The organism is Streptomyces sp. 378 (genome assembly GCF_030124145.1).
In the GTDB taxonomy this organism is placed as follows: Bacteria; Actinomycetota; Actinomycetes; order Streptomycetales; family Streptomycetaceae; genus Streptomyces.
Genome location: NZ_JASKMS010000051.1, coordinates 1 through 22181, shown reverse-complemented (window position 1 = coordinate 22181; position 22181 = coordinate 1). Strand labels below are relative to the sequence as shown.

Annotated in this window: 23 protein-coding genes, 1 pseudogene and 1 riboswitch; of the genes and pseudogenes, 13 read left to right on the top strand and 11 right to left on the bottom strand. The window is 71.6% G+C overall.

Annotated features, from left to right (window positions below):
- Positions 1-67 precede the first annotated feature (67 nt).
- Together QNO09_RS37880 and QNO09_RS37875 are read left to right on the top strand one after the other, a co-directional pair.
- The gene (locus QNO09_RS37880; protein WP_283974773.1) at positions 68-1321 is read left to right on the top strand and encodes an ABC transporter substrate-binding protein; all 1254 of its coding nucleotides are present in this window, start codon (positions 68-70) and stop codon (positions 1319-1321) included.
- Positions 1322-1354: 33 nt separating this feature from the next.
- Positions 1355-1600: a DUF3263 domain-containing protein gene (locus QNO09_RS37875; protein ID WP_283974772.1), complete on the top strand. Its 246-nt coding sequence runs from the start codon at positions 1355-1357 to the stop codon at positions 1598-1600.
- Between the two features lie 325 nt (positions 1601-1925).
- Here QNO09_RS37875 and otsB read toward each other — a convergent pair whose 3' ends face one another.
- The 3 genes from otsB to QNO09_RS37860 form a co-directional block, all read right to left on the bottom strand.
- The gene (gene otsB, locus QNO09_RS37870) at positions 1926-2777 is read right to left on the bottom strand and encodes a trehalose-phosphatase (protein ID WP_283974782.1); all 852 of its coding nucleotides are present in this window, start codon (positions 2775-2777) and stop codon (positions 1926-1928) included.
- A 226-nt stretch (positions 2778-3003) separates the two neighbouring features.
- Entirely contained in the window at positions 3004-4392 is a 1389-nt protein-coding gene (locus tag QNO09_RS37865; RefSeq protein WP_283974771.1) for an alpha,alpha-trehalose-phosphate synthase (UDP-forming), read from the bottom strand.
- Between the two features lie 73 nt (positions 4393-4465).
- Positions 4466-5410: a glucosyl-3-phosphoglycerate synthase gene (locus QNO09_RS37860; RefSeq protein ID WP_283974770.1), complete on the bottom strand. Its 945-nt coding sequence runs from the start codon at positions 5408-5410 to the stop codon at positions 4466-4468.
- A gap of 155 nt (positions 5411-5565) precedes the next feature.
- A riboswitch (SAM riboswitch) is annotated at positions 5566-5721 on the top strand.
- Positions 5722-5736: 15 nt separating this feature from the next.
- Between QNO09_RS37860 and thrC the strand changes: the two genes are divergently transcribed.
- From thrC to QNO09_RS37830, 6 genes are all read left to right on the top strand, one after another.
- Positions 5737-7023: a threonine synthase gene (gene thrC, locus QNO09_RS37855; RefSeq protein WP_283974769.1), complete on the top strand. Its 1287-nt coding sequence runs from the start codon at positions 5737-5739 to the stop codon at positions 7021-7023.
- A 110-nt stretch (positions 7024-7133) separates the two neighbouring features.
- Positions 7134-7409: a MoaD/ThiS family protein gene (locus QNO09_RS37850; RefSeq protein WP_283974768.1), complete on the top strand. Its 276-nt coding sequence runs from the start codon at positions 7134-7136 to the stop codon at positions 7407-7409.
- Positions 7410-7856: 447 nt separating this feature from the next.
- Positions 7857-8060 carry a cold-shock protein gene (locus QNO09_RS37845; RefSeq protein WP_010035953.1) on the top strand — a complete coding sequence of 68 codons (204 nt, stop codon included), beginning with the start codon at positions 7857-7859 and terminating at the stop codon, positions 8058-8060.
- Positions 8061-8449: 389 nt separating this feature from the next.
- The gene (gene groL / locus QNO09_RS37840) at positions 8450-10072 is read left to right on the top strand and encodes a chaperonin GroEL (RefSeq protein ID WP_283974767.1); all 1623 of its coding nucleotides are present in this window, start codon (positions 8450-8452) and stop codon (positions 10070-10072) included.
- Positions 10073-10286: 214 nt separating this feature from the next.
- Positions 10287-11411, top strand: a complete 1125-nt coding sequence (locus QNO09_RS37835) for an NADH:flavin oxidoreductase (RefSeq protein WP_283974766.1) — start codon at positions 10287-10289, stop codon at positions 11409-11411.
- A gap of 90 nt (positions 11412-11501) precedes the next feature.
- The gene (locus QNO09_RS37830) at positions 11502-13058 is read left to right on the top strand and encodes a carboxylesterase/lipase family protein (protein WP_283974765.1); all 1557 of its coding nucleotides are present in this window, start codon (positions 11502-11504) and stop codon (positions 13056-13058) included.
- A gap of 3 nt (positions 13059-13061) precedes the next feature.
- Here QNO09_RS37830 and QNO09_RS37825 read toward each other — a convergent pair whose 3' ends face one another.
- From QNO09_RS37825 to QNO09_RS37810, 4 genes are all read right to left on the bottom strand, one after another.
- On the bottom strand, positions 13062-13631 hold the full coding sequence (locus QNO09_RS37825) for a hypothetical protein (RefSeq protein ID WP_283974764.1): 570 nt from the start codon (positions 13629-13631) through the stop codon (positions 13062-13064).
- A gap of 106 nt (positions 13632-13737) precedes the next feature.
- Positions 13738-14589 (bottom strand): hypothetical protein, encoded by an 852-nt coding sequence (locus tag QNO09_RS37820; protein WP_283974763.1) that lies wholly within the window; start codon positions 14587-14589, stop codon positions 13738-13740.
- Between the two features lie 208 nt (positions 14590-14797).
- The gene (locus QNO09_RS37815; protein ID WP_283974762.1) at positions 14798-15010 is read right to left on the bottom strand and encodes a DUF397 domain-containing protein; all 213 of its coding nucleotides are present in this window, start codon (positions 15008-15010) and stop codon (positions 14798-14800) included.
- The gene (locus tag QNO09_RS37810) at positions 14994-15833 is read right to left on the bottom strand and encodes a helix-turn-helix domain-containing protein (RefSeq protein WP_283974781.1); all 840 of its coding nucleotides are present in this window, start codon (positions 15831-15833) and stop codon (positions 14994-14996) included. Before QNO09_RS37810 ends, QNO09_RS37815 begins: the two co-directional genes overlap by 17 nt.
- Before the next feature lie 114 nt (positions 15834-15947).
- On the opposite strand from QNO09_RS37810, the pseudogene QNO09_RS37805 reads away from it, so the two are divergent.
- A pseudogene (locus QNO09_RS37805) lies at positions 15948-16139 on the top strand (hypothetical protein); the annotation flags it as partial.
- 103 nt (positions 16140-16242) lie between these two features.
- Here the strand turns inward: QNO09_RS37805 and murQ are convergent.
- Positions 16243-17175, bottom strand: a complete 933-nt coding sequence (gene murQ, locus QNO09_RS37800) for an N-acetylmuramic acid 6-phosphate etherase (protein WP_283974760.1) — start codon at positions 17173-17175, stop codon at positions 16243-16245.
- A 51-nt stretch (positions 17176-17226) separates the two neighbouring features.
- A complete protein-coding gene (locus tag QNO09_RS37795) occupies positions 17227-18162 on the bottom strand; it encodes a MurR/RpiR family transcriptional regulator (RefSeq protein WP_502962404.1) in 936 nt (311 codons plus the stop codon).
- Positions 18163-18217: 55 nt separating this feature from the next.
- On the opposite strand from QNO09_RS37795, the gene QNO09_RS37790 reads away from it, so the two are divergent.
- On the top strand, positions 18218-18601 hold the full coding sequence (locus tag QNO09_RS37790; protein ID WP_283974758.1) for a DUF8819 family protein: 384 nt from the start codon (positions 18218-18220) through the stop codon (positions 18599-18601).
- A 7-nt stretch (positions 18602-18608) separates the two neighbouring features.
- Positions 18609-18896 carry a DUF4031 domain-containing protein gene (locus tag QNO09_RS37785; RefSeq protein ID WP_283974757.1) on the top strand — a complete coding sequence of 96 codons (288 nt, stop codon included), beginning with the start codon at positions 18609-18611 and terminating at the stop codon, positions 18894-18896.
- On the opposite strand, the gene QNO09_RS37780 is transcribed toward QNO09_RS37785, so the two are convergent.
- Both QNO09_RS37780 and QNO09_RS37775 read right to left on the bottom strand, forming a co-directional pair.
- On the bottom strand, positions 18866-19948 hold the full coding sequence (locus QNO09_RS37780) for a GNAT family N-acetyltransferase (RefSeq protein ID WP_502962403.1): 1083 nt from the start codon (positions 19946-19948) through the stop codon (positions 18866-18868). The genes QNO09_RS37785 and QNO09_RS37780 overlap by 31 nt on opposite strands.
- Positions 19949-19958: 10 nt before the next feature.
- A complete protein-coding gene (locus QNO09_RS37775) occupies positions 19959-20621 on the bottom strand; it encodes an HD domain-containing protein (RefSeq protein ID WP_283974756.1) in 663 nt (220 codons plus the stop codon).
- Between the two features lie 47 nt (positions 20622-20668).
- On the opposite strand from QNO09_RS37775, the gene QNO09_RS37770 reads away from it, so the two are divergent.
- Both QNO09_RS37770 and QNO09_RS37765 read left to right on the top strand, forming a co-directional pair.
- Positions 20669-21349, top strand: coding sequence for a maleylpyruvate isomerase family mycothiol-dependent enzyme (locus QNO09_RS37770; protein WP_283974755.1), 681 nt, complete (start codon positions 20669-20671; stop codon positions 21347-21349).
- Between the two features lie 104 nt (positions 21350-21453).
- Positions 21454-22146 carry a copper homeostasis protein CutC gene (locus QNO09_RS37765; protein WP_283974754.1) on the top strand — a complete coding sequence of 231 codons (693 nt, stop codon included), beginning with the start codon at positions 21454-21456 and terminating at the stop codon, positions 22144-22146.
- Positions 22147-22181: the final 35 nt, after the last annotated feature.

Below are 22181 nucleotides of genomic sequence, written 5' to 3'. Positions count from 1 at the left end.
GCGGAACTTGCCCGAGTGTGGCGAGTGAGGCCGGGGTAGGGGAAGAACAGCAGTGCAGCGGCGGCGGATGGCAGGAACGATCGCGGTGGTGTCCGCACTGGGCATGACGGCGGTCCTCGGCGGCTGCGGAGTCACGGACGGCTCGGGCGACGTGACCCTGAAGCTGGTCGCCGCCGACTACGGCGACAGCGCGGCCAACAGCTCGAAGAAATACTGGGACAAGCTCGCCGAGGAGTACGAGGCCGACCACCCCGACGTCACCGTCGACGTCAGCGTCTACTCCTGGAACGACGTCGACCGCAAGGTCAGGGAGATGGTCGCCGCCGGTGACCCGCCGGACATGGCGCAGATCGGCGCGTACGCCGACTACGCCGCCCAGGACCAGCTCTACAAGGCCGACGACCTGCTCTCCATACGGACGCAGGCCGACTTCGTCGGGCAGCTGGCCTCCGCGGGCCAGGTGAAGGGCGTGCAGTACGGCCTGCCGTTCGCCGCCTCCACGCGCGTTCTCTTCTACAACAAGACCCTCTTCGCCAAGGCCGGCATCACCCCGCCCGAGTCCTGGGACGACCTGGCCGAGGACGCCGAGGCGCTGAAGGCGAAGGGTGTGAAGTACCCGTACGCGCTGCCCCTCGGCCCGGAGGAGGCGCAGGCCGAGACCATGCAGTGGATGCTCAGCGGCGGGGGCGGCTACACCGACGGCGCCGACAGCTACGGCATCGACTCCCCGGAGAACATCGACACCTTCTCCTGGCTGAAGGAGGACCTGGTCGGCGAGGACCTGACCGGGCCGGTCGCCCCGGGTGAGCTGAACCGGGCCGCGGCGTTCGCCGCCTTCGCCAAGGGCGAGGTCGGCATGCTCAACGGCCACCCCTCGCTGATGAGGATCGCTGCCAAGAACGGCGTCAAGTACGGGATGGTGCCCACGCCGGGCAAGGAGGGCCCCAGCAGGTCCACCCTCGGGGTCACCGACTGGATGACGGCGTTCCGCAAGAACGGCCACCGCGACCAGGTGGGCGAGTTCCTCGACTTCGTCTACAGCGAGAAGAACGTGCTGGCCTTCTCCCGCGAGTACGACCTGCTGCCGGTCACCACGTCCGCGTCCGGCACCATGGCCTCCTCCGACGAGGACCGGCACCTCAGGCCGTTCCTGGAGGAACTGCTGGCCTCCGAGCTCTACCCGGTCGGCAAGACGTCCTGGGCCGCCGTGAGTTCCCAGGTGAAGCAGCAGATCGGCAAGGCCGTCGCGCCCGGCGCCAGTCCCTCGGGCGTCCTGGGCCACCTCCAGGCGTCGGCGACCCGGGCGGAGAGCACGGAGTAGGTGCTGTCGGTGGCGGGCGCTACCGTGCCGGGCATGGACGAGGAGTACGACGGGACGCGGCTCGGGCGCAGGGAGCAGGACATCCTCGCGCTGGAACGCCGCGGCTTCTCCGGGCCCGGCGCGAAGGAGCGGGCCATACGCGAGGAACTGGGCCTGGCCCCCGTGCGCTACTACCAGCTCCTCAACGCCCTGCTGGACGACCCCCGGGCCCTGTCCCACGACCCGGTGACGGTGAACCGGCTGCGGCGGATACGGGAGACGCGCCGGTCGGAACGCTGAGGGTCGGCGGGCTTGCGCCCCCTTGCGGGGTGCGGCTGCGGTGTGGTCGTTCGCGCGGTTCCCCGCGCCCCTGGGGTGCGTGCCGGTTCAGTCGGTCCGGTTCGCCGGGGCGGTCAGCGGCCGTATGGGGGCTTGCGGCCGTGGCGGGGTGCGGGTGGGGTGTGGTCGTTCGCGCGGTTCCCCGCGCCCCTGGGGTGCGTGCCGGTTCAGTCGGTCCGGTTCGCCGGGGCGGTCAGCGGCCGTATGGGGGCTTGCGGCCGTGGCGGGGTGCGGGTGGGGTGTGGTCGTTCGCGCGGTTCCCCGCGCCCCTGGGGTGCGTGCCGGTTCAGTCGGTCCGGTTCGCCAGCGCGGCCAGCAGTCGTACGACGCCCTCCGGGCCGTTCACCACCAAGTCCGCCCGCTTCCTGAGCTCGGTCACCTCATCGCTGCCGCTGCACACCAGCAGGCCCGGGGTGCCGTCCGCGCGCAGGCTGTCGACGGCGGCGTAGGCGGGCAGGTCGCCCAGGTCGTCCCCGCCGTAGAGGACGGACCCGGCGCCGATCTCGCGTGCGAACCCGGTCAGGGCGACGCCCTTGTCGATGCCGGGCGGGCGCAGCTCGAGGACCATGCGGCCGGGCTCCACGATCAGGCCGTGCCGGGTCGCCAGGGCGGTGAGCGGCACGCGCAGGGCCTCGAAGGCGGCCTGCGGGTCGGGGGCCCGGCGGGTGTGCACGGCCACGGCCCGGCCCTTGTCCTCCACCCAGGTCCCGGTCCCTTCGAGGAGCACGGGCAGCTCGGCGCGGACGGCGTGGACGCCGGGGTGCGGGTCGGGTGCGGTGACCTTGCCGCTGCGGGCGTCCCACCGCTCGGCGCCGTAGTGGCCGAGGACGACGAGGCGCTCCAGCCCCGGTGCGCCCGCGAAGCCGCCGTTGCGCACCGCGACCGCGGCCGGCCGGCCGGTGATCACCGCCACGGCGGCCACTTTCGGCGCGAGCGCGGCCAGCGCGGGCAGCGCCCCCGGGTGGGCCCGGGCCTGTTCCGGGTCGGCCACGATCGGCGCGAGCGTCCCGTCGAAGTCGAGCGCGATCAGCGCCTTGTCCGGGCGCGCGAGGAGAGCGGCGAGCCCTTCCTGCCCGGCCCGCGTAACGGGCGTGGGCAGGGGCTCGTCACCGTAAGCGTCCGACCCGCCCGGCGGGATGGAGGCGTCCGGTCCGTTCGGCGGGGTGGGGGCGTCCGGTCCGTTCGGCGGGGTGGGGGCGTCCGGTCCGTTCGGCGGGGTGGGGGCGTCCGACCCGCCCGGCGGGGTGGAAGCGTCCGGTCCGTTCGGCGGGGTGGGAGCGTCCGGCCCGCCCGGCCGGATGGGAGCGTCCGACCCACCCGGCCGGGGCGTGGCGCCTCCGCTCGTCTGGCTGCTCATCCGCCCCTCAGCCCCTCAACGCTTCGAGCTGGTCCACGAACCACTGCGCCGGCGGCAGCGCCGTCGCCGCCGCGGCCAGGCGCTTGCAGCGCTCGGCGCGTTCCTCCGGGCGCATCGACAGGGCCTCGTGCAGGGCCGCCGCCGTGCCCGTGACGTCGTAGGGATTCACCGTGATCGCGTCCTCGCCCAGCTCCTCGTGCGCCCCGGCCTCCCGCGACAGCACCAGCGCGCAGCCCGCGTCGGAGAGGAGCGGGACCTCCTTGGCGACGAGGTTCATGCCGTCGCGGATCGGGTTGACGAGGGCCACGTCGGCCAGCCGGTAGGCGGCCAGGGAGCGCGCGAAGTCGTCCTTGAGGTTGAGTACGACCGGGGTCCACCCCGGCGTCCCGTACGCGGCGTTGATCTCGTCCGAGACCCGCTGCACCTCGGCCGTGTACTCCCGGTACACCGCGAGGTCCTGCCGCGACGGATACGCGAACGCCACGTGCACCACGCGCTCGCGCCACTCGGGGTGGTCGTCGAGCAGCTGCCGGTACGCCAGCAGGCCGCGCACGATGTTCTTGGACAGCTCGGTGCGGTCGACCCGGACGATGGCGCGGCGGCCCTCGCCGATCTCCTGCCGCAGCGCGGCCATCCGCTTCTCGACGTCCGGCTCGTGCGCCCGCTTGCGCAGGAAGTCCGCGTCGGCCCCCAGTCCGTGCACCCCGACCAGCGTGCCGCCGAGCCCGCCGGCGAACTTCTCGGCGCACGCGGTGAACGCCTCCGCCCAGCGTTCGGTGAGGAAGCCCAGCCGGTCCGCGCCGAGCATGCCGCGCAGCACCTGCCCGGCCACGTCGTCCGGCAGCATCCGGAAGTACTCCGGCGGCGCCCACGGCGTGTGCGAGAAGTGGCCGATCCTCAGGTCAGGGCGCAGTTCGCGGAGCATGCCCGGCACCAGCGTCAGGTGGTAGTCCTGCACCACGACCGCCGCGCCCCGCGCCGCCTCCTCGGCCAGCGCCTCGGCGAACGCCCGGTTGTACGTCTCGTAGGACGCCCACTGGCGCCGGAACTCCGCGTCGAAGACCGGCTCCAGGGGCGTCTGGTACAGCATGTGGTGGACGAACCACAGGACCGAGTTGGCGATGCCGTTGTACGCGTCGGCGTGCACGTCGGCCGGGATGTCCAGCATCCGCACGCCGTCCGCGCCGACGCCGCGCCGCACCGCCTCCCGGTCGCCGTCGGACAGCGCCGAGCACACCCACAGCGCGTCCGCGTCCGAACCGATCGCGGAGAGCCCGGAGACCAGGCCGCCGCCACCCCGTTTGGCGTCCAGCGAACCGTCCTCGCCCACCGTGTACGAGACCGGACCGCGGTTGGAGGCCACCAGAACCTGCGCAGCACCGTACGTTGAAGCCATAGACCTCAACCTAGCCCGGCCCGGAAACGCTCAAACGTACGGATCTGCCGCGCGCGGCCGAAAAGGGGCCCGGTCAGGCCGCTCTCCGCGCCTGGTATTCGGCGATCTCCACCATCGGCGGACGTTCCTCGGTGTCCACGCGGTACGTCCGGGGCTCGAAGCCGTCCTCGCCGCGCTCGAACTGCGTGAGGGACGGCCGGATCATGTGCCCGCGAGCCAGCCGCAGCTGGGCCGTGCGGTAGATCGCGGCGGCCATCCGGCCCAGCGCCTGCCCGTCCTGGTGCCGGTGCTTGCGCATCCCGACGTCCACCTGGGCGAGGGCGTCCAGGCCCGCCAGGTGCAGGGCGTCGACGAGCATGCCCAGCTCCACGCCGTAGCCGACGGGGAACGGCAGCCGCTCCAGCAGGGAGCGGCGGGCCGCGTACTCGCCGCCGAGCGGCTGCACGAAGCCGGCCAGCCGCGGCCAGTGCATGTTGAGCAGCGGGCGCGCCATCAGTTCGGTGACCCGGCCGCCCTGCCCGGCCGCACCGGCCAGCGGACGGTCGTACATGGCCTTCACCAGGTCCACGTCCGGCTCGGTGAGCAGCGGGCCCACGATCCCGGAGACGAAGTCGGACGAGAAGTCCCTGAGGTCCGCGTCGACGAAGCAGACGATGTCCCCGCGGGTGACGAGCAGGGAGCGCCACAGCACCTCGCCCTTGCCGGGCGCGGCGGGCAGGCGCGGGAGTATCCCGTCCCGGTGCACCACCCGCGCGCCCGCGGCCGCGGCCACCTCGGACGTGCGGTCGGTCGATCCCGAGTCGACGACGACCAGCTCGTCGACGAGCGGGACCTGCCGCATCAGGTCGTGGCGGATGACGGCGACGATGTCACCGACCGTCGCCTCCTCGTTGAGCGCGGGCAGCACGACGCTGACCGTCTGGCCCGTGCGCTGCTTGGCGGCCAGGATCCGGTGGAGCGGGCGATCGTTCGCGGACCAGGAACGGGTGCTCAGCCACCGCTCGACTTCTTCCAGCACCGTGGCGGCTCCTCTGCGTACTTCAGGCGGGACGGACTGTGATCCATCTCGCGGTTCGGACGACTATCTCAACTGTCCTGGTCGTCGGTTACAGTCTTGAACAACGCGGATGACCATCGCATGTCCGGGGTCACCCGCCGCCTACAACCACATACAGCTCATCCAGAGGGGCAGAGGGATACGGCCCGATGAAGCCCCGGCAACCCTCCAGTCGGTTCTCGTAGGTCACTGGCGACCACATCGCGAGGCTCCCGGCTAGGGAAGGTGCCAAATCCGTCTCACGGCGAAACGCGTCGTGAGGAAGATGAGGAAGGGCCTCGCCTCACATGGCTGTGCAGACTGTTGCAAGCACCACTGACTCCACCGTAGACCTCGGTCCCGCCGCGGCGCTCAGCTGCCGCGAGTGCGGTCACCGCGTCCCCCTCGGCCCGGTCTTCGCGTGCGCGGAGTGTTTCGGCCCGCTGGAGATCGCCTACGACTTCTCGGCCTACGACACCGAGGAACTGCGGAAGAAGATCGAGGCGGGACCCGCGAACATCTGGCGCTACGCCCCGCTGCTGCCGGTTCCGGCCGACGTGGCGGACAAGCCGAACATCAACCCGGGCTGGACCAAGCTCGTCAAGGCCGACAACCTCGCCCGCGAGCTGGGTGTCGACCCGGGCAAGCTCTTCGTCAAGGACGACTCGGGCAACCCGACGCACTCCTTCAAGGACCGCGTCGTCGCCCAGGCCCTGGAGGCCGCCCGCGCCTTCGGCTTCACCACGCTCTCCTGCTCCTCCACCGGCAACCTCGCCGGTGCGGTGGGTGCCGCCGCGGCCCGCGCCGGCTTCCGCTCCTGCGTGTTCATCCCGCACGACCTGGAGCAGGGCAAGGTCGTCATGGCCGCGGTCTACGGCGGCGAGCTCGTCGGCATCGAGGGCAACTACGACGACGTGAACCGCTTCTGCTCCGAGCTGATCGGCGACCCGGCCGGAGAGGGCTGGGGCTTCGTCAACGTCAACCTGCGGCCGTACTACGCCGAGGGCTCCAAGACCCTCGCGTACGAGATCTGCGAGCAGCTCGGCTGGCGGCTGCCCGACCAGCTCGTCGTGCCGATCGCCTCCGGCTCGCAGCTCACGAAGATCGACAAGGGCCTGCAGGAGCTGATCAAGCTCGGTCTGGTCGAGGACAAGCCGTACAAGATCTTCGGCGCGCAGGCCGAGGGCTGCTCGCCGGTGTCGACGGCGTACAAGGCCGGTCACGACGTGGTCCGCCCGCAGAAGCCCGACACCATCGCCAAGTCCCTCGCCATCGGCAACCCGGCGGACGGGCCGTACGTGCTGGACATCGCGCGCCGCACCGGCGGTGCCGTGGAGGACGTGAACGACGAGCAGGTCGTGGACGCGATCAAGATCCTCGCCCGGACCGAGGGCATCTTCGCGGAGACCGCCGGTGGTGTGACGGTGGGTGTGACGAAGAAGCTGATCGAGAGCGGTGCGCTCGACCCGTCGCTGACGACGGTGGTGCTGAACACGGGCGACGGTCTCAAGACGCTTGACGCGGTTGCCGGGACCGGGCTCACCGCGACGATCCGCCCCAGCCTCGACTCGTTCCGGGACGCCGGGCTCGCCTGATCGTTGTTCGCTGCGGGCCGGTGGGGGCTGATCGCGCCCACGCGGCGGAGCCGCACAGCGACACAGCCCCGCGTCCCTAGCCACGACACCCAACCGGAGGTTTTGAAGTCATGAGCGTCACCGTTCGCATCCCCACCATCCTGCGCACCTACACCGGCGGTCGGGCCGAGGTCGCCGCCGAGGGGGCGAATCTCGGCGAGGTCATCGCCGATCTGGAGAAGAACCACACCGGGATCGCCGCCCGGGTTCTGGACGACCAGGGCAAGCTGCGCCGGTTCGTCAATGTGTACGTCAACGACGACGACGTGCGGTTCGAACAGGGGCTGGAGACGGCGACGCCCGACGGCGCCGGGGTATCGATCATTCCCGCCGTCGCCGGCGGCTGAAACCGGTCGACCGACCCGTTTATTACCTTCGGTAACCGCCGTTACTGTGAGTTCATCGAATTGCCCCCTCCGTGAGAGAAGCGGAGGGGGCAATTCTGTGTGATTGAGCGCGGTACAGTTGGGGAACGCGATCCAGATCCTCTGATCGGAACCCTGAATTCCTGCTGCGAGCCCGACAAGATGTAGCCAAAGTGTGCGCATCTTTTGCGGCTTTTGTTCCCTTTGTGGAGCCCGACTTGCCCTGAATTCGGGCGAATTCTCCCTACATTCCGGACCGTGTGCGTCCAGAATTCTCGTCCGATTGACCTGTTGCAGACGGCAGTTGGACAGATACATTCAGCCGCGGTCGACGCGTTCCGGCGCACGCCCCCAACCGTGGGGGGTGAGGTCTGACCCGGATCCGCGAAGTGTGGATCTGTGCAAGGGCCAGTAATAGGGGAGTTAGGCATGGCTCAGGGCACCGTCAAGTGGTTCAACGCGGAGAAGGGGTACGGCTTCATCGCGGTCGACGGTGGTGCGGATGTTTTCGTCCACTACAGCGCGATCCAGATGGACGGCTACCGCACCCTTGAAGAGGGCCAGCGGGTCGAGTTCGAGATCTCGCAGGGTCAGAAGGGGCCGCAGGCCGACATGGTTCGCGTCTCTGCCTGAACGCGCACCACGACCAACGCTCAAGCGACCGGTCTTCTCAGAAGGGCCCGTACCCCCCGGGGTACGGGCCCTTCGGCCTGTTCGAAGGGGTGCCGGACGGTGTTCGAGGGCGGCCGGCGCCCTTGCCCGACCCGGGAGGCGCTCGCGCCCGCCCGTCACCCGACCGCCACCCCCGAGGAGCGCTCGCTACGCGAGCGCGCCTTGCACTCTCGGGGGTCGAGTGCTAATCATTGCGTTAGCACTCTGAAGGTGAGAGTGACAACGTAAGGACCGGGTCGGTGAGGCCCACGGACCGGATGGGGCAAGGAACCAACCGGTCGGGGGCCGTCCGTCGCGGGCGCGGGCGCGGTCCGAAGTAATCACCCCCAGTCCTGGAGGGACCACTTCACATGGCCAAGATCATCGCGTTCGACGAGGAGGCGCGGCGCGGCCTCGAGCGCGGCATGAACCAGCTCGCGGACGCCGTGAAGGTGACGCTCGGCCCCAAGGGCCGCAACGTCGTCCTCGAGAAGAAGTGGGGCGCGCCCACGATCACCAACGATGGTGTGTCCATCGCCAAGGAGATCGAGCTCGAGGACCCGTACGAGAAGATCGGCGCCGAGCTGGTCAAGGAAGTCGCCAAGAAGACGGACGACGTCGCCGGTGACGGTACGACCACCGCGACCGTGCTCGCCCAGGCCCTGGTCAAGGAGGGCCTGCGCAACGTAGCCGCCGGCGCCAACCCGATGGCCCTCAAGCGCGGTATCGAGAAGGCCGTCGAGGCCGTCTCCGCCGCCCTGCTCGAGCAGGCCAAGGACGTCGAGACCAAGGAGCAGATCGCCTCCACGGCCTCCATCTCCGCCGCCGACACCCAGATCGGCGAGCTCATCGCCGAGGCCATGGACAAGGTCGGCAAGGAAGGCGTCATCACCGTCGAGGAGTCCCAGACCTTCGGTCTGGAGCTGGAGCTCACCGAGGGTATGCGCTTCGACAAGGGCTACATCTCGGCGTACTTCGCCACCGACATGGAGCGTATGGAGGCCGTCCTCGACGACCCGTACATCCTGATCGCGAACTCCAAGATCTCCAACGTCAAGGACCTGCTCCCGCTCCTGGAGAAGGTCATGCAGTCGGGCAAGCCGCTGCTGATCATCGCCGAGGACGTCGAGGGCGAGGCCCTGTCGACCCTGGTCGTCAACAAGATCCGCGGCACCTTCAAGTCCGTCGCCGTCAAGGCCCCGGGCTTCGGCGACCGCCGCAAGGCGATGCTGCAGGACATCGGCATCCTCACCGGCGGCGAGGTGATCTCCGAGGAGGTCGGCCTCAAGCTGGAGAACGCCACGATCGACCTCCTGGGCAAGGCCCGCAAGGTCGTCATCACCAAGGACGAGACCACCATCGTCGACGGTGCCGGCTCCGCCGAGCAGGTCCAGGGCCGGGTCAACCAGATCCGCGCCGAGATCGAGAACAGCGACTCGGACTACGACCGCGAGAAGCTGCAGGAGCGCCTGGCGAAGCTCGCCGGCGGTGTCGCGGTCATCAAGGCCGGTGCCGCCACCGAGGTGGAGCTCAAGGAGCGCAAGCACCGCATCGAGGACGCCGTGCGCAACGCCAAGGCGGCCGTCGAGGAGGGCATCGTCGCCGGTGGTGGCGTGGCCCTGCTGCAGGCCTCCTCGGTCTTCGAGAAGCTGGACCTGGAGGGCGACGAGCTGACCGGCGCCAACGCCGTGAAGCTGGCCCTGGAGGCCCCGCTCAAGCAGATCGCCGTCAACGGTGGTCTCGAGGGTGGCGTCATCGTCGAGAAGGTGCGCAACCTGCCGGTCGGTCACGGCCTGAACGCCGCGACCGGTGACTACGTCGACATGATCGCCGAAGGCATCATCGACCCGGCGAAGGTGACGCGCTCCGCTCTGCAGAACGCCGCCTCCATCGCCGCGCTGTTCCTCACCACCGAGGCCGTCATCGCCGACAAGCCGGAGAAGGCCGCCGCGCCCGCCGGTGGCGGCATGCCGGGCGGTGACATGGACTTCTGATCGACCTGAGGGTTGATCGACGTCCTTGACCGAGGGCGGCACCTCCTGTTCCACGGGAGGTGCCGCCCTCGGGCGTGTCCGGTGCGCGCCCGGACGACGGGGCGTGACCGGCATCACAGTCGGGGCGGGATGGCGGGAGCGGGGTCGAGGGGTTGGAACGTAAGTCCTATGCGTATGCACATACCCTTCGGTATCCACAAGGGAGCCCCCCCACATGACTGTCGCCGCCTCCGCTTCCCGCGCCGCCGCAATCCTGTCCCGGCCCGTATCGCTGGGCGGCCTGACCGTCCCGAACCGGATCGTGATGGCCCCGATGACCCGCATGTTCTCCCCGGGCGGTGTGCCCGGCGAGGACGTCGTCTCGTACTACGCGCGCCGCGCCGCCGCCGGAGTCGGCCTGATCGTCACCGAGGGCACCTACGTCGGCCACGAGTCGGCCGGGCAGAGCGACCGGGTGCCCCGGTTCCACGGCGAAGAGCAGCTCGCCGGCTGGGCGAAGGTCGCCGAGGCGGTGCACGCCGCCGGCGGCGCGATCGTGCCGCAGCTGTGGCACATCGGCATGGTCCGCAACCAGGGCGAACCGCCGGTCGCCGACGCCCCGGCCGTCGGCCCCTCCGGCCTGCGCATCGGCGCGACGGAGCCCACCGGCAAGGCCATGACGCAGACCGACATCGACGCCGTCATCGGAGCGTTCGCCGAGGCCGCGGCCGCCGCCGAGCGTATCGGCTTCGACGGCGTCGAGATCCACGGCGCCCACGGCTACCTGCTCGACCAGTTCCTCTGGGCAGGCACCAACCGCCGCACCGACGCCTACGGCGGCGACCGGGTCGCCCGTGCCAAGCTCTCGGAGGAGATCGTCGCGGCCGTCCGCGCGAGCGTCTCCGCCGACTTCCCCATCATCTTCCGCTACTCGCAGTGGAAGCAGGAGGCCTACGACGCCCGCCTCGCCGAGACGCCCGAGGAGCTGGAGGCCATCCTGACGCCGCTGGCCGCCGCCGGTGTCGACGCCTTCCACGCCTCCACCCGCCGCTACTGGGTCCCCGAGTTCGACGACTCCGACCTCAACCTGGCCGGCTGGACCAAGAAGCTCACCGGCAAGCCCGCCATCACCGTCGGCTCGGTCGGCCTGAACGGCGACTTCATCAAGGCCTTCCAGGGCCAGAGCGCCGAAGTGGGCGACCTCGACAACCTCCTCGACCGCTTCGAGCGCGACGAGTTCGACCTGGTCGCCGTCGGCCGCGCCCTGCTCCAGGACCCCGAGTGGGCCCGCAAGGTCCTCGACGGCCGCTTCGAGGACCTCGCCCCGTACCACCCGGCGTCGCTCAAGACCCTCAGCTGATACCCGTCACCAGAGCCTCTGGATCTACTTGCGTCAGCCAAGGACACTGGCCGGAACGCCTGTTCACCGGCATTGAGCGAGGAGATCCAGATGACGACGACCGAGTCCCGTCCGTCGGCGGGCGGCCCTTCGGAGGAGCCCGCACCGGTGGTCCGTACGACCGCCGGTGCGGTGCGCGGACGGAGGGAGGAGGGACTCGCGGTCTTCCGCGGCATCCCCTTCGCCGCACCCCCGGTGGGCGAGGCCCGCTTCATGGCCCCCCGACCCGCTCACCCCTGGGACGGCATACGCGACGCATACGCCTTCGGCCCGCCGCCCCCGCAGGACCTCGGCAACCTGGGAGGCCCGGGTCTGCTCGACGTACCCGACGGCGATGAATGGCTCACCGTCAACGTCTGGACACCCGAGCCCGACCCGGGCGCCCACCGGCCGGTGATGGTGTGGATCTACGGCGGCGCCTACAAGCTCGGCCACTCCGGCAGCCCCGGCTACGACGCCCGGCACATCGCCGCCGAGGGCGACGTGGTGGTCGTGTCCCTCAACTACCGCCTGGGCATGGAGGGTTTCGCGTCCATCGAGGGCGCTCCCGCCAACCGAGGGCTGCTCGACCAGGTGGCCGCCCTGGAATGGGTGCGGGACAACATCGCGTCCTTCGGCGGCGACCCCGGCCAGGTCACGGTCTTCGGGGAGTCCGCGGGCGCGGGTTCGATCGCCTCGCTGCTCTCCATGCCGAACGCGGCCGGACTGTTCCGGCGGGCGATCGCCCAGAGCGTGCCGGGGACCTTCTTCTCCGACGCCCTGGCCCGGGACATCGGTACCGCCCTCGCCGCCGAGCTGGGCCTGCGCCCCACCGTCGCCGACCTCTCGACGATCGCTCCGCACCGACTGACCTCGGCGGGCGAGACGCTGAGCGCCAAGATGCTCCAGCGTGTCGACCGCTGGGGCCAGGCGGCACCCACGGTCACGCCCTTCTCCCCGGTGGTCGACGGGGACGTCCTGCCGACCACGCCGTGGCAGGCGCTGGCGGCCGGTTCCGCGAAGGACGTCGACCTGCTCGTCGGCCACAACCGCGACGAGTACCGCCTGTTCATCACCATGGCGGGTCAACTGGGCCAGATCAGCGAGGAGAGGGCGGCCTCGGCCCTCCGCCTCTTCGCTCCCGGACCCGACGGCGAACAGGCCTACCGCACGGCCTTCCCCGACGCCTCCCCGAGCGAACTCTACGAACGCGTCCAGACGGACTGGCTGTTCACCATGCCGTCCCTGCACCTGGCGCAGGCCCAGCGCGCGGGCGGCGGCAGCGCGCACGTCTACGAACTCACCTGGCCGGCCCCGGGCAACGGCGGCGCGCTCGGCGCCTGCCACGGCCTGGACATCCCGCTGCTGTTCGGCACGTACGGGGCGGACCTGGGGCTGCTGCTGTTCGCGGGCGCGGAGCCGTCCGCCGAGGCCAAGGCACTGTCGTCCCGCTTCCGCTCGTCCTGGACGTCCTTCGCGAGGACGGGCGACCCGGGCTGGCCGGCCTACGACGACGAGCGGCGGCTGGTGCAGGTGCTGGACGCGGAGTCTGTCGTCACGGCGTACCCGGAGGAGCGGTCGCGGCGGCTGTGGGAGGGGTACGAGTTCCTGCCCCTGCCGCTGCTGTAGGGCCTACAGGTTGCCCATCGGCTCGATGTCGATCCGCACGGGCGTCCCCCACACCCGCAGCACCTCGTAGTCGGTGAACTCGTGCACCAGCCGGTACGCCATGGCGGCCCGGGGAGCCTTGCGCTGGGCGTTGATGAACAGCTCGGCCTCACGCCGGTCGCGGCGCGGCGTGCCGCACAGCTGCCACGCCTGACCGTTCCACAGCTCCGCCAGCCAGCGCTGCTGGGGCTGGGGGCGGTCGCCGCGTACGCCGTAGCGGGACTGGACGGGTTCGGTGGGCTGGTACTGGGGGGCGGGGCCGTTGAACTCGTTCCGGCGGGCCGCCCTGCGCCGGGTCTCGCACAGCAGGCACCGGTCCGGGGCGCTCTCGTCGACCGGGCCGGTGGGGTGTTCCGGGCAGCGCGTGGTGGGCGCCGCGGTCGCGACGCTGTCCTCCAGCAGGTCCAGGGCGCGCTTGAGGTCGGCCTTGACCTCGTGCAGTTTGGCGTCCGGTGTGTCGGAGCCGAGGGCTTCCCCGTGCTCACCGAGAAGACGGAGTGCACGGCCTAGGGCGGTGAGCTGGGCGTGGTTCATGGGTCCATTGTCGTCAGTCGGCGTAGTCGCACGCCCTTCGGGGCCACCTCGGCCAGGTCCTCGAAGTCCTCGACGGGCATCAGCGGGCGGTCAGCGGTACCAGGGGTCATGGTGGTGCCTTCTCTTGCCGTCGTCGGGACATCTCGGCGCGGATCTCGGCCGCGTGGGCGTGGACCGTCGGGGCGGGCAGAGGTGCGGGGGGTTGCGCGGGGGCGCGTTCGCCCCGGCAGGCGCTGCAACGCCCCCCTGGCAGGGTTTCCGGACGCCCCGGGGCGCCGCAGTTCGCGCACTCCAGGACCCGTAGGGGTGGGCGTGGAGCGGGTGGTGGCGGGAGTTTGCTGGTCAGGCGGTTGTGGACCAGGGCGGCGGCGTGATGGACGGGCGTCGGCAGGCCGGCGGTGAGCGCGCGTAGTACGTCGTCCTCCGTGGCACCCCGCTCGAACCAGTCCGTCACGAGTGGGGCGAGCGTCGCGCAGTCCGCCTCCGAGAGGGACAGGACTGGAGCCGTGCGGCCGAGGGCGGCCAGGAGGATGTGGGCTCTTGAGCGGGTGGGGCGGGCTGCCTGCCGCGGTGCGTCGCCGCGGGTGAAGGCGGCCCACCAGTCGTCGTCCCGGGCGGTACGGGACCACCACGATCGGGTGATCCAGCGGGAGCTGCCGTCGTCGGCCGTGATGCACTCCCGGCCCCGACGCAGGTGGCCGGCCTGCTGGATGCGGTTAAGGGCCGTGCCGAGGGCGCATTGTCCGTAGGGCAGTTGCTTGGCCAGCGTCTTTACGGAGATGTCGGCGCCGTCGGGGAGCCGGTCCAGGTAGGCGGCGATGGCGGCTTCGCGGGGTGGGAGGTGTGCGAAGTCGCTGTTCGTGCCAGCGCGTTGGTCGGGGGTCGTGCGTTTGCCGTAGCCGGGGTTCGCCATTGGATGCGCGGGCGGGGAGGCGGCACTAAGCTTGGACTCAGCCATGGGATCGGTCTTTCAGCCGTCGATCTCTGGTTAAGCCCCCGCAGGTGTTGGCGCACCGGGCGGGGGCTGTTGCTTGTCCAGGAACGGTAGAGGCATATGACTGTCCGTGGCAAACCGGATGCGCCGCGTCAACTCGCCGGGTGGGAGGGTGGGTTGAGGCCCTCCACCCGTTCCTTGAAAAGAGGGCTCGAAGCCCGGGTCCCGAAGCTCAGGCCGTTCCGTCCTTGAGGTTTTCGACGAACGCGGCCCAGGCGGTGGCCCGGAACACGAGCTTCGGGCCGTGGGGGGTCTTGGAGTCGCGGACGGGGATGAGGGAGGGGTGGCCGTCGGCTATCTCCAGGCAGTCGCCACCACTGCCGCCGCTGTGGCTGGACTTGTGCCAGGTCGCGCTGTCCAGGTCGTGCTCAGGGATGCTCCTCATGGCCGTAATCCTGTGCGACGTCCTCGATGAGGGCCAGGGATTCATCCGGTGAGAGGGCGCACGCTGTGAGGAGCTGGAAGGTGCGGCCCTGATATCGGACAGTGGTCGGGTCATCCTCCAGCCGCCCCGTGCCGACTCCCTCGAAGTAGAGCAGTGGAGGGGCGTCCTCGAAGTGCATGAGCTTCATGGAGCCCTCCATCGACGCGTGGGCGCCCGCGCCGAAAGGCAGCACCTGCGCGATGATCCGGTTCCGGCGGATCAGGGCCGCGACGTGCCGGAGTGCCTCCGCCATGACCTTCCGCCCGCCCGTCTGGCGACGGATCGCAGCCTCGTCAACCACCATCCACAACAAAGGGCTTGTTGGATCGTCGAGGAGGCGGGCCCTGTCCGTCCGGGCCGTCACCAACTCCTCGATCACCTCCTCGGGTGCCGTGGGCCGGTACGCCCGGAAGACGGCCCGCGCATAGGCGGGAGTTTGCAGCAGCCCGGGAATCAGGAGTGGCGCGAACTGCCGGATCTCCGTAGCCGCAGCCTCCGCCTCCGCCGCCTCCGCGAAGTGCTCCGGATACTTCGACTTCGCCGCCGCCCCACAGTTCCGCAGGAAGAAGTCGCCCGTCCTCAACTCCGCGTCCAACAAGCGGGCGTACTCCGCCTGCAACCTCCGCGTCCCCGCCTCCAACTGGCCGATGAACGACCCGCTGACGAACAGCCGTTGGCCGAGTTCCTCCTGGCTCAGGCCGGCCTTCTCGCGGGCGTGGCGGAGTTCGGCGCCCAGGAGGGCTCGCGGGGAGGCGGACGGGTCGAGGTCCCTGGAACCGGGCATGGGCAACTCCCTGTCGTACAGATCGGGTTGTTGGACCGCCATGTCTGGCCAGGTTAGAGACGCGTCGGCCACGCTGTGTGGTGAATCACAAACTCAGCGTGGAGGTAAGAGGAAGTGCGCTCGACCGAAGAGATCGTGGAGTCGCTGCGGGACGCCCTCGCCGGAGTCGGGGTCGTGCTGCCGTCGCTGGGCGTCGATCCGGTGACCGGCGCGAGCGACGAGCCGTTCGCCCTGGTCGATCTTGGGCGGTGCAACGTCCGGACGGCCGAGCACCTGACCGACGTGCTCCGCTCGCTTCCCGTGGGTGAGACGCTGCGGGCTCGTGTGAGGCAGGTCAACCGGGAGCCGAAGTCACGGTGAAGTGGTGGCCCGCGGTGGGACGAGGTGCTGCACACGCGGGCGTGACGGCTCAGCCGCTCGCCGCCAGGGCCGCCCGCAGGTGACCGTCCGACTCCGCCAGGAGGCGTGCGGCCGTCGGGCCGTCCACACCGGCCAGGATGGTCAGGATCGCGTTCTTCACCTCGCCGTCCGTGGCGGTGAGGGCCTCCTCGATCTCCTTGTCCTCGGCGCCCGTGGCGAGGGCGACGATGCGGTGGGAGCGGGCGCGGAGCTTGTCGTTGGAGGCGCGGACGTCGACCATCAGGTTCCCGTAGGTCTTGCCCAGCCGGATCATCGTGATCGTCGACAGCATGTTGAGGACGAGCTTCTGGGCCGTGCCGGCCTTCAGGCGGGTGGAGCCGGTGAGCAGTTCGGGGCCCACGACGATCTCGATGCCGTGGTCGGCGGCGGCCGCGAGCGGGCTTCCGGCGTTGCAGGCGAGGCCGATGGTGAGGGAGCGGCGGGCGCGGGCGTGCTCGACCGCGCCGATGGCGTACGGGGTGCGGCCGGAGGCGGAGATGCCCACCACCGTGTCCTCGGGGGTCAGCTCGAGGGGCTCCAGATCCGCCCGGGCCAGCTCCCGGGAGTCCTCGGCGCCCTCGACCGAGGTGACCACGGCGCCCGGGCCGCCCGCGATCAGGCCGACGACCCGGGAGGGGTCGGTGTTGAAGGTGGGCGGGCACTCGGAGGCGTCCAGGACGCCCATCCGCCCCGCGGTGCCCGCGCCCGCGTAGACCAGGCGCCCGCCGCGTGCCATCCGCTCGGCGACGGCGTCGATCGCGGCGGCGATCCGGGGCAGCCGGGCCGCGACCGCCCCGGCCACGGTGGCGTCCTCGCCGTTCATCAGCCGCGCGATGTCGAGGGTGGGCAGCCGGTCGATCTCCGCGAGTTCCGGTCGGAAGGCCTCGGTGGTCAGGGACTCCAGCGCGGTCCTGAGGTGACGGGGGTCGGAGGTGGAGGTCATGAACGGCTCTTTCCGTGTCTTTCGGTGCTGGTGCTGGGCGGGGCGGCCGGCTCAGGAACGGTGCCGGTGGGCCAGCGCCTCGTACGACGCCGACAGCGCGGGCGCCGCCGTCTCGTACGTCCGCTGCGCCACCCCCACGAACAGGCAGTCCACCACGAGGAGCTGTCCGGTCCGGGACGACATGGCCGCGGGGCGCAGCTCGCTCTCGCGGGCGGTGGAGGTGGTCAGGACGTGGTCGGCGTACTGCGTGACGGGGCCGGTCGGGCGGCCGGTGATCGCCACGGTCGTCGCGCCGCGCTCGAAGGCGACCCGCAGCGGTTCGATGACGTCACCGGTCGACCCGGAGTGTGTGATGGCGATCGCGACATCGCCCGCGCGCAGTTGCACGGCGTTGGTGACGGCGAGGTGCGGGTCGCTGTGGGCGTGCGCCATCAGCCCTATGCGCAGCAGCTTCTGGGTGAGGTCCTGGGCGACCAGGCCGGACGCGCCGACGCCGTACACATCGGTGCGCCGGGCCGTGGCCAGAGCGGTGACGGCCGCGGCCAGTTGGACGGTGTCGAGCCCGGCGGCCGTGTCGGCGAGGGTCTGCTGCTCGTCGTGGGCGAGCTTGGCGACCACGTCGGCGATCGGGTCGTCCACCGCGATGTCCGTCGTGATGGCCGGGGCGCGGCCCGACTGCTGCTGCGCGGCGAGACCGGCGAGGGCCAGGCGCAGATCCCGGTAACCCGGATAGCCCAGCAGGCGGGCGGTGCGTACGACGGTCGCCTCGCTGGTGCCGGTGAGTTCGGCGAGGCCGGTGACCGTGAGGGCCGCGCAGCCGGCCGGGTCGCCCGCGACGGCCTCGGCGACGCGCTGCATGGAGCGCGTCATCGACGGTCCCAGCGTGCGGACCTTGGCCGCGAGGGCGGCCGGGGCGGGCGGAGCGCCGCCGGTCCCCGGGAGCCCGCCGCGCTCGCTCGCGAAAATTTCCTTCACGTCTCGGGTCACCCGTGAAAGGTATTTTCGGCTCGGCGCCGGGGTCAAGAGTGCGCACAATGGGGGCATGGACCCCATCAGCCCTCTTGAGCAGGCACTGCACGCCGCGCGCGCCCTCGTGCTGGCCGACCTCGTCGCGGGACGCGTCGCCGAGGCGGACGTCGTCTCCCTGGTCGAGGACTCCATCACGCAGCGGCGCTGGTGGGTCGAGCAGTGGCCCGAGGGCGCCGGCTACGTGGCCGGACTGGTCGCGCAGGACGTCCAGGACGCCCTGCTGGAGCGGTACGGCCGCTGGCCGCTGTGCCCGGTGTGCGGCACCGGCGAGCCGCACGCGCTGGACGTGGAACCGGAGTTGGGGCCCGACCCGCACTGGGTGTGCAGCGAGGCGGGCGTGAAGGTCGCCGCGGTGGGAGCACTGGGCGAGGCCATCGGCGGCCCGGCGTCCTCATGAGGTTCCGGTGACGATCTACATCGACCCGCCGACCTGGCCCGGCCACGGCCGCATGTGGTCCCACCTCGTCAGCGACGTCTCCTACGACGAACTGCACACCTTCGCCGCCCGCCTCGGCGTCCCCCGCCGGGCCTTCGAGCGCGACCACTACGACATCCCCGCCCAGCGGTACGCCGACGCGGTGGAGGCCGGGGCCGTGGAGGTCAGCAGCCGCGAGGTGGTGCGGCTGCTGTACGGGGCGGGCCTGCGGCGGCCCAAGGGGCGCTATCCCTCGCCGGGTTCGCGCAGCTCGTAGGCCAGGTGCTCGGGGTCCTCGGCGGGCACCCGGGTGAATCCGGCCCGGGCGAGCACGCGCTGCGACGGCAGATTGTCCCGCTCGACGTTCGCCACCACGGTCCGCGCCTCCTGCCGGCCCAGCGCCCGGGCCGACAGCGCGCGCAGCGCCTCGGTGGCGTAGCCGTGGCCGCGGGCCCCTTCGACCAGGTCGTAGCCGACCTCGACCCGTCCCGTCGCGTCCGGGACGCCGTGGAACCCCATGGCGCCGATCGCGCGGCCGTCCTCGCGCCGGACCAGCACGTACATGCCCCACTCCGGCCGGTGGGCCCCGTCCTCGTACTGCTTGTACACCAGCCCGGCGCCGACCCGGGTGCCCTCGACCGGGCCGCCCTCGATCCACGCGAAGCCGCCCTCGCCGACCGTCGACAGATCGGTGGCCGCCGCCGGGGTGACGCCCTGGAGGGTGAGCCGGTCGGTGCCGATCACCAGGTTGTTGCTCCAGCGCCATTGGGTGACCGGCGCCCGGCCGGGCAGCTCACCGCGGCCCGTCGCCCACAGCAGGGTCGACCACGGGGTGGGCCCGGGCTGGACGTGCGGGAAGATCCGGGTGAGCACGAAGTCGCACAGCTCGGGCGCCGGGTCGTACGACAGGCCCAGCCCTTCGGAGACGTCGTGCGTGTGCAGCAGCACCTCGGTCACGCCCATCGCGGCGAACCCCTCACGGTTCGCGCTGCGGAACGGGTACGGATGGAAGGCCCGCACCTCGCGCGGGGCGGTGCGGATCGCGGCGGCGAACAGGGCGCCCATCGTGCTGATCACCCGCAGGGCGCCCGCGTTGCCGGCCCCCTCCTCCAGCGACAGCTCGAACGGCGTGTACGCGTCCTGCTCCCGCCCGGCCAGCTGTCCCGCGTAAGCGATGAGGTCCTCGGCGATGTGCACCGCCGTCTCACGGCAGTCCCACTCCAGCCGCCCGGCCCGTACGCCTTCCCAGTCCCGGTCGGTGACCGCCCCCAGCAGGCCCACGCACTCGGCGACGGCCTGCTCCACCTGTTCCGCTCCCGTTGTCCACATGGTGGGCAGGCTACGAGGGGCCGGAGGCCGGAAGCGACAGCATTTCCAGCTCGGCGGTCAGGTTGTAGCGGGCCGTCGCCTCCCACTCACTCGCACCGTACGGCGTCCTGAAGAGGTGCGGGAGGTCCAGGAGTTGGCGCAGAACCGCGGCGCGGCCGGTGCGGAAGGCGTCGTTCGGGACGAAGTGGTACTCCTCGCGGACGGCCGTCGTGTACGCGGCGTACGCCGACGGGGGCGAGGCGAGGACCGCGAGATCGGCGTCGCACAGGACCTGGCCGTCGGGGTCGTCGTCGGCCGGGTCGTGGGTGACGGTGAGCCGGACCAGGCGGGCCACCTCGGCGGTCCTCGCGTCGGGAAGCCCGGCTTCCGCGAGGGCGCGTTCGGCGAGGCGGGCCGAGCGCTCCTCGTTCTCGGAGCGGTCGGGCAGGTAGACGGCGTCGTGGAACCAGGCGGCCAGCCGGACCACGTCCGGGTCGCGCGCGTACCGCTCCAGCACGTCGACGCGGTCGAGGACCGCCGTGAGGTGCTCGACCGTGTGGTAGCGCCGCTGGGGCTCCTGCCAGCGGGTGAGCAGGTTGTCGGCGTACGGCGCCGGGTCCGGGCCGCCGCCCGGGCCCCGGGCCGCCTCCAGGGTGCGGGCGAAACGGGTGCGCAGGGAATCGAGGTCGGCCATGGGGGGCATTCTCCCGCCGAGCGGGGCCGGGCACCTAGCGTGGGTGCATGACGACTCCTGCTGATGTGCATGACGTACGGGACCCCGAGCAGCCCGGCCGGCTGCTGACGATCGAGCGTGACGCGCTGATCCCGCTGCTGCGGGGCCGGAGCGGGGAGGACTTCGCGCTGCCCGTCGCCGCGTGTCCGGGCTGGACGGTACGGGACGTGCTGGCCCACTGTTCGGCCGTGCTGTCCCGGGCGGTGGAGGGCAGGTTCGAGCCGGGCGTGTTCTCGCCCGAGTCCGACGACCGGGACATCGCCGAACGGTCCGCCTGGAGCGACGCGCGGATCGTGGACGAGCTGGAGCGCGGGATGACCGAGGCGGGGCCCGTGATCGCCGGGGCGGGCGGGGAGCTGGACGCGCTCGCCCTGGGCGAGTGGGTGCACGCCGGTGACGTGCGCGAGGCCTTCGGTGAGCCGGGCGCGTACGGCGGGGCCGGGCTGCCGGACGCGCTCGCGCTGCTCGCCCGGATCACCCGCGAGCAGGGGCACGTGCCGCTGCACGCCGACCTCGACGACCTGGACGAGCCGCTGCGGCTCGGGGAGGGCGGCGGGGAGCGGCCCCCGGGCCGCTTCATCGGGGACGGGCCGACCCTCGTACGGCTGTACACGGGGCGGCCGGTCGACGGGGCGCCGGCGTTCGAGCTGGCCGGGGTGGAGGCGAAGGAGCTGAACATCTTCGGCTGAGGCACGGCTCCGGGGGCTTGGGATTCCGCGCGACTGGGCAGCGTAGTCTGTGATTGGACTAGACCTGTTGTCGCACGTCGACGCCCATCCGACGAAGGGGCCCCATGAGCAAGCGTGCAGTCCTGGAGGTGATCGCCCTCGGCGTCGAGGACGCGGTCGCCGCCCAGGCGGGAGGCGCGGACCGCCTTGAGCTGGTCACCGACATGGCGGCCGACGGGCTCACGCCCTCGGCCGCCACCGTCGCCGGGATCCGCCGGGCGGTCGACATCTCGCTGCGGGTGATGATCCGGCCGGCCGACGGTTTCGCGGCCGGGGACGCGGACCGGCTGGTGCGGGTGGCGGGCGAGCTGCGGGAGGCCGGGGCCGAGGAATTCGTGCTGGGGTTCCTCGACGCCGGGGGTGCGGTGGACCTGACGGCCGTGGAGCGGGTCGTGGAGGTGCTGGACGGCTGCCCCTGGACCTTCCACCGGGCCATCGACCGGGCCGCCGACCGGGACGCCCTGCGCAAGCAGCTGGACGGGATGCCGGGACTCGACACGTACCTGACGGCCGGGTCGGCGGAGGGCGTCGACGACGGATTGCCCGTGCTGCTCGCCGAGGCCGGGCGGGCCGGCGAGCCGGGGTACGAGCAGCGGCTGCTGGTCGGGGGTGGGCTGCGACTCGATCACGTGCCGGTGCTGCTGAAGGCCGGGGTCGACGGGTTCCACATCGGCGGGGCGGCTCGGCCACGGGGGTGGGACGAGCCGGTGGCGGCCGAGGCGGTCGCGGTGTGGCGCGCTGCGGTGGACGCCGCCTGAGGGGGACTCGGGGTCGGGGTTGGTGGCGGGAGGGT